Source organism: Psychrobacter sp. GP33 (genome assembly GCF_014119005.1).
In the GTDB taxonomy this organism is placed as follows: domain Bacteria; phylum Pseudomonadota; class Gammaproteobacteria; order Pseudomonadales; family Moraxellaceae; genus Psychrobacter.
Genome location: NZ_JACGYX010000002.1, coordinates 264685 through 278760, shown reverse-complemented (window position 1 = coordinate 278760; position 14076 = coordinate 264685). Strand labels below are relative to the sequence as shown.

The following is a 14076-nucleotide window of genomic DNA, read 5'->3' as shown; positions in this document are numbered from 1 at the left end:
ATTATTGAGTAATAACGCGTCTTTTTATTAAAACTTTTTAAATAATTTTAACTAGCTTAGCCCAGCATAGGCATAAAATTCGAGGCGATGCCGCCAATAAAAATCTCAAGTAAGTAAAAGGCAAAGAAGGCAATCATGGGTGATAGGTCAAGCATGCCTAAGTTTGGCGTGATACGGCGAAATGGTGCTAAAATCGGCTCTGCCAAACTCATGATAATACCAATAATCGGATGCTGAGACTGTGTAAAGACCACAATCCAACTCACAATAATTGACCCTATAACAAGGTAACGACACATACGCAAGAAGTCGAGTACTAGACTAATTGTACCGGTAAAAAACAGTGGCACGGGCGCAATGCCTGTATGCGTCAATGCGGCCTTGCCGGCAATATCAATCAGTCGAATCAGAAGCATCAATACAATCGCTGCAAGGCTGATACGCCCTTGGGCAACGGTCGGAAAGATACGCCCAAACACATCGACAATATGGGTGGCTTTATAAGCTGGAGCAACTAAAGGGTCGCGTGCATCCATCCCAGCAAATTGCAGCATAAAACGGATAAACACCAATAGCATGGCAAAGGTGGTGACCAAATCAAAAAGTTGTAATAACGTATTGTTCATGAAGCGCTACTCAATATGCCTGTGCTAATAAAGAATAACAGCCAGATTAACGGCGGCTAAGTAAGGGGGACTGCTCTTGCTACTTGTCTATATGGTTTAAAATGGCGACTTTTATAATATCTATATTTAGAACGTTTATATTAAAAATTCCTAAGGTTATAAAGACCGCTACTTTTACATAATTTGCATAAAATGTTTTTAAATCGATTTATTTTATCTCTTCGCTGATCGCTTGGCTACGCGCGTAACAGGCTTGCATTGCTTCAGCAATATGCTGTCCAATCTGATTGTCTTGCATCGATTCAATCGCTGCATGAGTGGTGCCTTTAGGCGATGTTACTTTGCGGCGTAGCTCAGCAGGACTATCTTGACTGCCCGTTGCCATAGTTGCAGCGCCAAGCACTGTCTGCATCGCTAGCGCTGTGGCTTGTTCTTTATCCAGCCCCAATGCAACCGCGCCATCGACCATCGATTCAATAAAATAAAATACATAGGCAGGTGCAGAGCCGGCAACTGCAGTAACGGCATGCATGTGTGCTTCATCCGTAACCCACATCACCAAGCCTGACGCTGCCATCACTGCTGCTGCCAACTGTTTTTCAGCGGAGCTAATGGATTCAGTAGCATACAGTCCAGTTGCGCCCATTTGGATAGTAGCCGGGGTGTTGGGCATGGCACGCACAATATTCGGATAGCCACCCAGCATTTGTGATAACGCGGCTGTCGATAAACCTGCCGCCACTGAAATAACCAGCTGTTTATCTAACACGTCGGCAAATTCACTGACAACAGTTTTCATCATCTGCGGCTTGACCGCCAGTATCACCACATCGGCATCAATAACGGCAGCTTTTGGCTCGATGCTGGCATCCACAGTATTGATCTGTTGGGCAGTGAAAATATCTCTAGTCTCAGAACTTGGCGCTGATACGGTAATCAGCGCAGGCTTAACACCACAAGCCAGCAAGCCACTAATTAAGGCTTGCGCCATATTACCGCCGCCAATAAAACTTATCTTTTTATTATCTAATGCATTCATTAATTCAGACATTCAACTCTCCTCATCACCGTCCTGCACTGCGCAAATAACCGCATTTTTAGCGTGACGGCAGGGCATATAAAAGGACACTTAGTCTATCATACTGCTACTTTTGCCGTTTAATAAATTGATAGGACATAAAAAAGGCAACGGTAAATTTTTAAATCCAGCCCAATGCGGAGTGAAACTTAAGGGATAGTAGCTGTAAAGCCGAATGATAAGGTGCCTGTGCGTCATTTTGATGACAAGGTACAGTGCAAATGACTGCTTATGCTACTGTCTAATACATTGCCAAAATCATCGCTCGTACTATCTATCGACGACTTATCTATCGACGACTTATCTATTCCTAACACCCAGCTGGTAAATGGAGATAGTAATAATAATGGCAACTCTACATCGGTATCAGGCAAGACTACGCTAACAACCACTAAGCTATCACGCAGCCATACAGGTATGCTAAGCGTTTGCATCAATTTTTTACCAGCTTGAGGGCGAGTAGCTAGTGCAGTTTGTAGCCGTTGTTGCCGACCTAATAAAGTAATTTTTATCAGTAGGGTGTCTGTATTGTTAAAGTGAGGATGCAACTGATTTGAGATTAGTTTTAATAAATGCTCATATATATCCGGTATCAGTTGTAATTGCCAGCTGTAGCTCTTATCGGCACGTAAGATGATATTATTTGGCTTATCATCAGAACAGTCATTAGAAGAATAGACGGATGTTAATAATTGCGTTTGCTCAACTAGTGGCATAGCAAGCCAATCTAAAAAGGAATGGCTTAGCCTAAATAGTTGCTGACGATAGCGATGAATGCGGTAAGTATTAGTATTGGCATACCAATCTAGTGCTGTTTGATGATTGGCATCAATACGGGCTATGAGCGCCAGCATATCATCAACCAGTTGCTTTGCCGGCGGTAGCGGCTCATCTTGCGCCAGCCAATAATGCAGCAATTGGCGTTGCCGATAAGGAGGCAACGTAGATAGTTTATCAATATCAAGTACACGCTGAAATGGCGGATAACATAGTGAAGTAATAGCAGTGTGCTGACAATCCTCATGAGCTTGCGCGCTTACACTAGCATGCGCATCGGCAAGCAATTGGGCACTACGCGCAATATTATGCACCACATTGGCATTATAACGGGCTAATATCGGCATGATATCGCGGCGCAGCCCGCTACGTACGTTATCGCCACTATCATTAGTAGGGTCATTGATATAAGGCAGCTGTAAGCGCTCAGCATAACTTGTAATATCTGCGCGACTGACGCTCAACCAAGGTCGCCATAAACTATTATGCCGTGCGCCCTGTCTGTGTTCACGCCATGCTTGCATCCCTGATAAACCATTCACTCCCGCCCCTTGTATCAAGCGCATGAGCACAGTCTCGGCTTGGTCATCGGCATGATGGGCAAGGACTAGCACATCGCCCTGATTAATATGCCTGTACATCGCTTGATAGCGCGCTTGCCGTGCTGCTTGTTCATCCTGCCCTGCTACCGTAACTGGTAGAATATAACAAGGCATCTGCTGTACTTGCGCCCAATTTGCCACATGCTGTGCCCAGTTATCACTATCTACTTGCAAGCCATGATTGACATGTAGAAGCTGCGGTAAAAAAGGCAATTTACCGTTCCGATATAGCTGCAAACACAAGGCAGCGAGTGCCAAAGAATCCCGTCCACCACTGCATGCTAGCCAAATTCGACGACCCTGTAGCTGTTCACCACATTCAGCCAAACTGGCTAATAGCGCTGCTGCTAAATTTTTATCTATCGGCACTGAAGCGTTTATGGGCTCAATAGGATAGGAACGGATGGCACGGCTACTCATAATTTATCCTATGAATTTATTGGCTTTTACTAACACGGCTTTTGTTAACTTATGGTCTATTAATATGGATTTTATTAACATGGTTTCATTTATTTTACATATAAAAAAACGTGCCACTAAGTAGCACGTTCATTATTGTATCATTTGTTATCTTGTCACTTAATCTTAAAATTAATAGCTCTTAAAATCAATTACCCTTAAGATTAAACAGCTAAAGGTAACATCACGTTAGAATTAAAAGTTTTAAGCTTCTGATAACGCTGTTCACAACGATCGGTCGCGTCCATTTTCTGCAGCTCATCCATCTGCTCAGTCAGCAACGCTTTAAGCGAGTTCATCACCGGCTGCGGATGAATGTGCGCGCCTTCACCTTCTTCAATAACGGCATCAATCAAGCCCATCTGATATAAATTCACAGCATTTAATTTCAGCGCTTCACTGGCATCTTTAGCTTTTTCAGCGGTTTTCCATAAAATTGACGCACAGCCTTCAGGAGAGATGACCGAATAAATACTATTTTGCAGCATATTTACTTTATCACCAACGCCAATGGCGAGCGCGCCACCTGAACCACCCTCACCAATAATCGTGACGATAATAGGCACTTTTAAGCTAGAAAACACTGCGATGCTCTCAGCAATGGCTTGCGCCTGTCCACGTTCTTCAGCGCCAATACCAGGATAGGCGCCTTGGGTATCAACAAATGTCATCACTGGAATATTAAAGCGCTCTGCCATTTTTACCAAACGTATTACTTTGCGGTAGCCTTCAGGATTTGCCATACCAAAGTTATGTTCGATACGTTCTCGCGTACTGCGTCCACGGTGCTGACCAATGACCATCACCGGCTTACCGTCTAAGCGCGCCAAACCACCAATAATGGCTTTGTCATCGGCATAGGCTCGGTCACCATGCAATGCATCAAACTCAGTAAACAACTGATTAACATAATCCATAAATAATGGACGTTTGGCGTGACGTGCTAGCTGAACGCTATCCCAGACGGTACTCATAGACGTATCCTTTTTTATCGTTTTATAAGGGTGATGATAGAGGGTAGACCTGTTATATGGGTGAGCAGTACACTTGTATACTCAACAAAAGCTATAGTAGCACAGTTAATATGCCATGACATTACTGAGCACACTGCTTTTGTAATAGGATAATAAGAATAAATTGTCACGCCTGCATGAGATGATAAATCAGTGTTATTCACAATATTAGCACTGCGATACTAAATTATAATTCCAAGCTATTCTGCTTCAACAACATTAAGCTTGATACCCCATTTAGCAAACTGGTCTATATCCGCGTAAAGATCGGAATATAAAAATGCGTAATGCTCTTTATCCGTGCTCACTGTAATCTGCCAGCAATTGGTGTCGGTCACGACCAGCTGCATTTGAGGCAAGTCATATTCACTACGGCTATGATGCGCTAAAACCGAAAGCCTGAGCAGCAAACATAAATAGACCAGTTGCTCACCACCAATCGTAATGGTTTGCTCAATCATATCACTTTTTAACTTGCGTCTATGACTCAGCATCAATTGCGCCATGCGTTTTTGATCCACTTGTGAGAATCCCGGAATGTCTGAGTTCTCAAGCAGATATGCGCTGTGCCGATGGTAGTTGGTATGACTGATCGCCAAGCCAATTTCATGCAAAAATGCCGCGCGTCGTAGCAAGTCGCCATCATCATTACTCAGCTGCAAGTCGTCTTGAACTTGTTTGAATAAATGACGACTGGTTCTGACCACTTGGCGGGCTTGTTTTTTATCTACCGAATAGCGCTTAATCATCGCCAGCACGCTTCGGTCGCGCACGTCTTCACTGGCAAAACGCCCCAGCATGTCATACATTACGCCCTCGCGCAGCGCCCCATCCGAGTAAGCGATGGTCTCAATACCAAGCGCCTTCATAGCTGCCCGTAATACCGCAACCCCTGCCGGGAAAACAGCTTTACGGTGCTCTTTGACCCCTTCTAGTTCGATATCATCAACATTACCGATTTGTATGAGTAATTTCTCTAATTTCTTAACGCCATCATAAGTGATGCGCTCTTGCTCGTCTGCCCAGCCTTCTGCTACCAGCGCATTACGCACCGCCTTAATCGTGCCACTTGAGCCGATAACACTGCTCCAGCCCATTTTTTGGTATTGACCATTAATGGCAAGTATTTTTTTACGGGCAGCGGTTGTGGCATTATGAAAGGCTTTTTCAGTAATTTGACCGTCCGCAAAAAACAGCTGGGTGAATGCCACACAACCCATCTGTAAACTTTCAGTCAATAACGGATCAAAGCCCTGACCAATGATAAATTCAGTCGAGCCACCACCAATATCAATCACCAGACGCTTATCACTACTGGCATTAGTGTGCGATACGCCTAAATAAATCAAACGTGCTTCTTCACGTCCAGCAATCACCTCAATGGGCTTGGGCAATATTTTATTAGCCCGGCTGATAAAGTCATCAGCATTTTTGGCTTGACGTAACGCATTGGTCGCGACAATCCGAATACGATCATGTGATACTGAATCAAGACGCGCCACAAAACGGCTCAGACAATCAAGCCCGCGTCGCTCAGCTGCTGCCCCTAATATATTATTTTCATCCAAACCTGCAGCTAACTGCACTTTTTCAGATAAGGAAACCACCTTGCGCACCTCGCCATGATCAAGCCGAGCAATAGCCAAATGAAAACTGTTCGAGCCAATATCAATGGCAGCCATTAATTCATCTTCAGCGAGCGGCGTAGTTGCAAAAGTGTTATTAAGCATAAGTTAAATGGTTACCGTATGGAAGGAGTAAAATAATTGAGATAGTAAGGTAGGTTAGTGAGAATACACGAGCCAAGAATTTCGTCATTAAAACATGTCTGTCAAACCCTGGCAAGCCACATAAAAAAGCCAGCACCGTCGCTGATGCTGGCTTTTTATTGTTGCCAATGACAAAACTATATTAAGTTCAAAATGATACTAAGCACGAAATGATACTAAGCACAAAACACTCAAGGCAAATTAACAATGGCTATATAAACCGTATGCCCTAACTTATTATGCTTGTGCCATTGCCGCCAATACCTCATCAGCAGCTTGAATAGACACATCCAAATCTTCCTGACTGTGCTTGATTGACATAAAACCTGCTTCATAAGCAGAAGGCGCAAGATAAATGCCGCGATCTAACATGCCATGAAAAAAGGTATTAAAGGCGGCAATATCGCACTCGGTCACATCATCAAAATTCTTTGGCGTTGCCGTCGCATTCTCTTTAACAAAGAACATGCCAAACATACCGCCAAGCTTATTGGTGCGTAGTGGAATCGCATATTTATCTGCAGCAGCTTGTACGCCATCGATAAAGTAATCTACCTTATCTGCCAACTCGTCATAAAAACCAGCAACGGTCAAATCTTCAAACATGGCAATGCCTGCGCGCATAGCTAGTGGATTACCAGATAATGTGCCTGCTTGATAAACGCCACCAAGCGGCGCAATGCATGACATAATTTCTGTTTTGCCACCAAACGCCCCAACTGGCAAGCCTGCACCGATAATTTTACCAAAACAGGTTAAATCAGGGTCGATACCAAAATGCGCTTGGGCACCGCCAAGTCCGACGCGAAAGCCGGTCATCACTTCATCAAATACCAATACTGCACCATGCTCGGTACATTGAGCGCGCAACGTATCATGAAACGCTTGCTCAGGAATAATCATATTCATGTTGCCCGCAATAGGCTCAACGATGACGCAAGCAATCTCAGCGCCCCATTTATCAAAGCAATCAATAATCGCTTGCGGGTCATTATAAGGCAAGGTCAGCGTATGCTTGGCAAAGTCAGCCGGTACGCCTTTTGAGGTTGGCTCACCGATATCAAGCATCCCTGAACCAGCTTTTACCAATAAGCTGTCCGAATGTCCATGATAACAGCCTTCAAACTTCACGATTTTGTCGCGTCCTGTAAAGCCGCGCGCCAAACGAATGGCACTCATCGTGGCTTCCGTACCAGAGCTGGTCATACGAATCATCTCAACGCTTGGCACAAGCTCGCAAATCTTATCGGCAACCGTAGTTTCAAACGGCGTTGGCGTACCAAAACTTAATCCATCATCGGCGGCTTTTTTAACGGCATCAATTACTTTCGGATGCGCATGACCCAAAATCATTGGACCCCATGAGCCCACATAATCGATATATGCATTATCTTCAGTATCATACATCTTACTACCATTGGCGCGGTGCATAAACACAGGTGTTCCGCCAACCCCAGCAAAGGCACGTACTGGAGAGTTTACGCCACCCGGGATATGCTTGCGCGCTTGGGCAAAAAGCTGTTCGTTTTTAGTGCTCATAACGGTTCTCTATTTAATAATTATCTATTTTATTAACCATACAGCAGCTTACGCTTTTTTAACCACAGATGATTTTAATTTCATCGGACCATAGCCATCGAGTCTACAGTCAATATCGTGACCATCGGTCGCATCCGGTAGTAGGCGAATACTTTTTGCCTTGGTGCCTACCTTAATGACAGTAGACGACCCTTTCACCTTTAAGTCTTTAATAACCGTCACCGCATCGCCATCTTGCAGCTCGTTACCAACAGCATCACGAATCACGGCGTCCTGCTCATCTGCTTGTGCTGCATCGTCTCCAGCTGCTGACCACTCATGAGCGCACATCGGGCACACCAGTAGCGCACCATCTTCATAAGTATATTCAGCAGCGCATTTTGGGCAATTGGGTAAGCTCATAATATCCTCGTCAACCATCATTAATTAGAGTTATTCTACTAGCAATATTGTACCTGAAGTCCAAAGCTTTCACCAATTCACTCAGCTATCGTCAAAGCGTCGTATACCATTTAGAATCTAAACCATAGTGAACAACGAGGTGATTTTTGTACGACTGTTTTTTATGCTACTCTTCTTGCCACCTTTCCCATTATCATCAACTTCACACTCGTTATAGTCATGATATTTATATTAGCCTCATTTAATCAGCCTATACTCCTAACTTATAACGGTCTGACTTTATAAATACTTTTTCATTACAAGGATAATAACAATGACTGATTTATCAAACCAAGCGGGGCAAGCGTCACTTCCCCAATTCGTGCAACTGACTCTTGAAGGTATGGATGCCGAAAAGTTCTTACAAGGTCAACTGACCTGCGATGTAACCAAACTTGGGCTTAGCTATCAAGCTGCTGCCATTGGCAACTTAAAAGGTCGTATTGAATTTGGTATTTGGATAAAAAAACAAGCCGAACAGCACTTTGATATCGTCATCAGTGCCGATTGTGCCGACGCTTTACAAGCGCATCTAAAGAAGTTCGGTGCGTTTTCCAAGTTTGAGACCAGTACACCAATAGCGATTTATCCGTGTGTATTGGACGAGCTACCGACCTTTAGCCATAACGAAGCGCATGATACGGTTGAGAATATCCAAGCATGGATGCAAGCCAGCCTTGCACAGGGTAACTACTGGATAGTCGCTGCTACCCAAGGTGAGTTTCAGCCGCAAGAGCTACGTCTGCATCAACGCGGCGGTATGGACTACGATAAAGGCTGCTACCTTGGGCAAGAAGTCATCGCCCGTATTTATTTTAAATCAGCACCCAAAGCCTTTTTACATTACGTCAGCGGTACAGGCAACACACCAGTCGCAGGCGAGCACTTAGGTAAAATCCAAGTAGTAAATGCCATAGCTACTGGAGCAGATAACGAATCTGACTTTAAAGCGCTGATTGTTGCGCGCCCAGAACACCTAATTGACAGTAAGCTAGTTATACTAGATTTGCCAACTGCATTACAAGCCGACGTTGCTCGCCCAAAATAGCGTTGTATATGTAAAACTGCATCTATAAAACAGCAGTGCGTGTCACATAAATAGGTTAACACTTACCATTATTGTTACTTATTATAAATAAAGTATCACCTACGCTCACACAACTACTGGACTAATAACATAGCACAGGCATTTACCATCATTAAGCAACACTATAAACATTGCTCATACAGACAGCGTTCCGCGAACTGCTTATATTAGACATCAGCAGTAAGTAAGATGTTATTTATGCTGTGTTGATACTGCGAAGCACAATATGAGCAAAACAGACATGTACAACAATTTATGATCATCTTTAATAAAAGGCGTTACCTATTTGGTCAGAGCAGTTTTTACAGCTCACTAAATAAAATGCGCGATAACTAGAATAAGGAATAATAAAATGAACGAACATACGCTAAAAGGTGAATGGAACCAAATCAAAGGTTCAGTAAAACAGAAGTGGGCAGACCTGACTGACGATGATTTATTACACGTAGAAGGTAGCCGTGACAAATTGGTTGGTAAAGTGCAAGAGCGTTATGGTCACAGCAAAGATGATGCAGAGCGTGAAGTTGATGCATGGCGTACTGATAACAAATATTAATAGAAGACTATAAACTGACGTAGTTTATTAGTATGAATAAAAAAAACCGCATTGATTTATCATGCGGTTTTTTTTATTGCTGTTAATATATGGCTGATAATTAATGATTTTATCAAACGACAAATACGATAACACCGCATAGCAATAAATTGTTATGCGGTGTTATGGTTAACGATCCTTGTTACCTATCATGACTGCAATACCCTGCATCCTTGCAGGTCATTCAGTATAGTATGACAGTTGAGCATCCTGCTCATTTTTACAACTACTGCTGGCAGTAACTGCCGTCAGCATAGGTTATGTGTCCTTACTTCAATAACTTTTATCATCCTGATGCCAGTTATTAAATTGTTATCCTTAACACGGTATACTCAATCCTTGAGTCACATTCCCTAATGCCGTGCAGCTATAATGTCAAAATATTGCACCCTTGTTAAGTCGCGTTAACGACATTACGCGTAAGCATATGCTTACATGGAATACATAGATTGTCTTTTTCAAGCTTATTTTTAAGCACACATCAGTATGACAAAAACTTAAATTATTATTACTAGATATTTCATAAATTATCTATGGCATGCTTAATAAATACACTGAGGTCTTATGGTGTATGACTATCGTAAGAAAAACCAGCTTGAGCATTAGCGATAAATGGACGTTTGTGCAACCCCTTCCTCACCAAAAGCTTGGTATTCTTACGTAAGCGCGTGCTTTATTTACAACTTAATAACGCCCAAGACATCTCCCACCAAGTTTTTAGCCGTAAGATAGGTATGTAAGCAATTATTTCAAGAAACTATTAATAGCGGGTTTTAATTAGGATTTTGAAATTACTAATTAAAAATAATGCTAAATATTTTTAACTAAAATGGCGTTTATTAAAATAACTAACTGCTGAAAAATAAATTATTAGGATATTTTTTTATGAAAGTTGTACCACGTTTTAATATGAAAACTATCTTATCGTCGACACTAACTGCTGCCTTGCTGACTACGACTATTGGCTCTACTGCAATGGCATCGGATTATGGCAATCAGAACTATAACAACCAAAATCATAATAATCAGTCATCTGTTTATCGAGATGGAAACTTTGGTACTATCGCACAAAAGCTGCGTAGAGATTTGAGCCGTAGTGGCTATCAAGTGATGGATGTTCAAGCCGATACCTATCGTGGCAACCAATCGCTTGTCGTCTATGCTAAAAAGAACAACCAGCCGTATGAGATTAAATATACTTACCCTGGACTAAAGCTTATCAGCTCAAGCCAAAAAGACTGGTCGAACGTATGGAAAGATAAAGACCGTCAACATGGCAATAATTATCATAATAATAAGCACAACAACAATGATGTTGAAGATAACATTAAAAAAGAAGCACGCTATTCTGCGGTCAAACAGCGCGCGATTAATAAAGTCAGAGAGATGGGCTATACCATTAAAGATATTGAGCTAAAAGAAAAAAACAATCGTGGCATATTTGAAATAGAGGCAAAACGTGGCAATCAGGACTATGACATAGTCCTAGGTTATCCTAACTTGAATGTGATTAAACTTGAAAAAGATTGAGAGTAAAATACTGCCTAATAAAAGAGTAATCGAAAGAAAACTATGACTTACAGAACCCTTAATTACAGAACCCTTAATTACAGAACTATAGGATTGCGGTATTAAAAGCAGTATTAAGATAAGTTTCGGCGTCGGTTTTGATTTGACGCCTTTGGTCAAATAAATCAGTCCTTGGTTTATTTGGCTTTTTTTTATAAGATTTTAACCTGTCCTTGATAGTTCTTTCTAAAAATAACAACCCCGATAATGAGATTGCATTATGAGAACCAAATTATTATTAAAAACGGCTGCTGCCACTGGCATTGTCGCCGCTCTACTAACAGTCACCACAGGCTGCGCCACGACGCCCGGCTATAATGCGTATGGCGACATTTATGAAGATGTCTACAAAGACAGCAACCTGTATAAAAAACATAAAAAAACCATCAAGTCGATTGATAAAGATTTGTACCAGCCAGCAGTTGAGCAAACTGCCGCCAATAAAGTCAATAGTATGGGCTATCGGGTCAAAGACGTTAAGTATAAGAGAGGCGATCGCATCATTAAAGTAAAAGCTGAGCGCGGTCGTGAGGATTATAAGATCGAGCTGGGTTATCCTAACTATAATGTGCTTAATGTGAAAAGAGACTAGCAAGTTACTGGCTACGAAATCAGTGCTCTATAAACTTAGTATTTTATAAAGCCAGTGCGCTACAAATCAAGCACTTCAACCACATCATAAGCAGGCGTCTCATAAGGATGCGCCTGCTTCAGTGCAGCAATAACCTCAGCGATTCTCTCTTCATCCACCACCATTTCAACCCGCCATTCCTCAACAGTCTCTAAATTATCTTGCGAGCCTATATGAGGATTGCTACCGTCTAGCGGCATAAACTGCCCCGCTCCCTTTACCTGCCAACAGCACTGCTCATAATTGCCAATACTGCCAGCACCAGCGGCAAATAAAGCCGATTTAACAACTTCTAAAGCTGCTTCTGGAATAAAAACGGTGAGTTTATACATAAGATAGCCTTAATAAAAATACGTATTGATAAGAAATAGCCATTTATAAGATAAAACGGCGTTTATTTCTTAGATAATGAAGGGTGATTCGTCCATATATAACGCAGTAGCCAGTCCTTTGCATCGCCTGCGTAATCGATACCGATACGGGGTCGGAGCGATACTGGTGGCTGGCAACCATCATCTTCAATCCATACATCTGATTCTGGCTCAATGGATTTGCCATATAAACTACGATCAATCTCTAAACGTAGCGTCAGTTTCCCTGGTCCAGCAAACTGTTTTGGATGCATAAATTGTTTGTCTAAACTGAGCTGTTGCTCTTCAATCAAGCGGTCGCTATTTTCAGTTAGAAACCCTGCTCGTATCAGCACGGCTTCAGGCGATTCCGCCATGCCAGTCACCAGATTAAGCATATGATGGATACCATAAGTCAGATAGACATAGAATATGCCACCCTGCTGATACATCACCTCTGTCCGTGCCGTACGCGTACCGGCATGGGCATGACAAGCGGCATCACCCTCACCAATATAAGCTTCGGTTTCAGAAATACGCATTCGCAAGACTTTTACCTTACCGTCACTATCTGTCAGCTGACGGCACAAGACTTTCCCAATCAAATCCGCTGCAACAACACAAGTTGGACGGGTAAACCAGCTCGGCTTCAAAATAACGGGCAGCGTTAATGACTGTTTTGGCGTTAGCATATTCTATGACCTTTTTTATTTATAACTACTTTATGGATAACAATATAAAATTAGCATAAATAAACAAGTGATCGTGTTGATGATGTGAATAAAGACTGTTTTAAACACTTTAGGGATAAGTATTATTTAATGAGCTATCATTTAGAAAAAAATAGTTCATTACACAAAGCGCGTAAGTAATCACATAAGAACAAACAATAAAGCTCATATGTATACTTCAGGTGAAGTTAAGGCAGCCTCATTACCTATCGCAACCTATGATATACAGACAGTTAACGCAGTAAAATAGTACTCTTGATTGTAGTTATACAACACTAAAAATAACGACACTAAAGGGATAAAACTATGAGCAACGATAAATCAACAGAAAAAAATAAGCATAATGACAATAAACAAGCAGACAATAAAAAAACAGATGTAAAGGATCAAAACTCTGATTCTAAAGATCAAAACGCTACTGAAAATTCTAATAATAAGGATGATAAGAATACCAACCAATCCAAATCTGAAGATAATAAAGAAAAAGACAACAAATCGTCAAAAACAGAAAATAAAGAAAAAGATGATAATAATGGCGCTAATAAAAATAGCTCCAACGATAAATCAGATTCCGATAAAGATAGTTCGGATAAAGACAGCTCAGATAAGAACGCTTCTGACAAAGACAGCGCTGATAAAGATAGCAAAGGTGATGACTCTAGCGATGAAACCTTAGCAGAAACGGCGACTACTAAAGCAAAAGAAATGGTTGGTACGCTTGCTGATAAAGCAGCAGATGCGATGGAGTTCGCGGCTAAGAAAATTAAAGAAGTGCGTAAAGAAGACTGATTTGAGAAAGTAGTAACTTA

The 14076-nt window shown here is 41.9% G+C and carries 14 protein-coding genes; 5 read left to right on the top strand and 9 right to left on the bottom strand.

Translation table 11 applies throughout. The annotated features are described in order from the left end of the window. Positions 1-56: 56 nt before the first annotated feature. From H2245_RS03670 to H2245_RS03640, 7 genes are all read right to left on the bottom strand, one after another. Positions 57-626: a YggT family protein gene (locus H2245_RS03670; protein WP_182405998.1), complete on the bottom strand. Its 570-nt coding sequence runs from the start codon at positions 624-626 to the stop codon at positions 57-59. A gap of 208 nt (positions 627-834) precedes the next feature. Continuing rightward, positions 835-1665, bottom strand: coding sequence for a pyrroline-5-carboxylate reductase (gene proC / locus H2245_RS03665; protein WP_182406242.1), 831 nt, complete (start codon positions 1663-1665; stop codon positions 835-837). Between the two features lie 233 nt (positions 1666-1898). Next, on the bottom strand, positions 1899-3503 hold the full coding sequence (gene tilS, locus H2245_RS03660; protein ID WP_182405997.1) for a tRNA lysidine(34) synthetase TilS: 1605 nt from the start codon (positions 3501-3503) through the stop codon (positions 1899-1901). 203 nt (positions 3504-3706) lie between these two features. Beyond that, positions 3707-4516: an acetyl-CoA carboxylase carboxyltransferase subunit alpha gene (locus H2245_RS03655; protein WP_182405995.1), complete on the bottom strand. Its 810-nt coding sequence runs from the start codon at positions 4514-4516 to the stop codon at positions 3707-3709. A 239-nt stretch (positions 4517-4755) separates the two neighbouring features. Beyond that, a complete protein-coding gene (ppx, locus tag H2245_RS03650) occupies positions 4756-6285 on the bottom strand; it encodes an exopolyphosphatase (RefSeq protein ID WP_182405993.1) in 1530 nt (509 codons plus the stop codon). A gap of 276 nt (positions 6286-6561) precedes the next feature. Continuing rightward, positions 6562-7863 carry a glutamate-1-semialdehyde 2,1-aminomutase gene (hemL, locus tag H2245_RS03645; protein WP_182405991.1) on the bottom strand — a complete coding sequence of 434 codons (1302 nt, stop codon included), beginning with the start codon at positions 7861-7863 and terminating at the stop codon, positions 6562-6564. A 48-nt stretch (positions 7864-7911) separates the two neighbouring features. Then, the gene (locus tag H2245_RS03640) at positions 7912-8265 is read right to left on the bottom strand and encodes a zinc ribbon domain-containing protein YjdM (RefSeq protein ID WP_220464371.1); all 354 of its coding nucleotides are present in this window, start codon (positions 8263-8265) and stop codon (positions 7912-7914) included. 313 nt (positions 8266-8578) lie between these two features. Between H2245_RS03640 and H2245_RS03635 the strand changes: the two genes are divergently transcribed. The 4 genes from H2245_RS03635 to H2245_RS03620 all read left to right on the top strand — a co-directional run bounded on the left by H2245_RS03635 (position 8579) and on the right by H2245_RS03620 (position 12147). Continuing rightward, positions 8579-9352, top strand: a complete 774-nt coding sequence (locus H2245_RS03635; RefSeq protein ID WP_182405989.1) for a folate-binding protein YgfZ — start codon at positions 8579-8581, stop codon at positions 9350-9352. Between the two features lie 391 nt (positions 9353-9743). Beyond that, positions 9744-9947, top strand: a complete 204-nt coding sequence (locus H2245_RS03630) for a CsbD family protein (RefSeq protein WP_182405987.1) — start codon at positions 9744-9746, stop codon at positions 9945-9947. A gap of 924 nt (positions 9948-10871) precedes the next feature. Beyond that, positions 10872-11516, top strand: coding sequence for a hypothetical protein (locus H2245_RS03625; protein ID WP_182405985.1), 645 nt, complete (start codon positions 10872-10874; stop codon positions 11514-11516). A 259-nt stretch (positions 11517-11775) separates the two neighbouring features. After that, on the top strand, positions 11776-12147 hold the full coding sequence (locus H2245_RS03620; RefSeq protein WP_182405983.1) for a hypothetical protein: 372 nt from the start codon (positions 11776-11778) through the stop codon (positions 12145-12147). A 59-nt stretch (positions 12148-12206) separates the two neighbouring features. Here the strand turns inward: H2245_RS03620 and cutA are convergent, their stop codons facing one another. Continuing rightward, positions 12207-12518: a YqfO family protein gene (gene cutA / locus H2245_RS03615; RefSeq protein WP_182405981.1), complete on the bottom strand. Its 312-nt coding sequence runs from the start codon at positions 12516-12518 to the stop codon at positions 12207-12209. 62 nt (positions 12519-12580) lie between these two features. Continuing rightward, a complete protein-coding gene (locus H2245_RS03610; protein WP_182405980.1) occupies positions 12581-13228 on the bottom strand; it encodes a DNA-3-methyladenine glycosylase in 648 nt (215 codons plus the stop codon). 345 nt (positions 13229-13573) lie between these two features. Here H2245_RS03610 and H2245_RS03605 point away from each other — a divergent pair, with 345 nt between their 5' ends. Next, a complete protein-coding gene (locus tag H2245_RS03605; protein ID WP_182405978.1) occupies positions 13574-14056 on the top strand; it encodes a hypothetical protein in 483 nt (160 codons plus the stop codon). Positions 14057-14076: the final 20 nt, after the last annotated feature.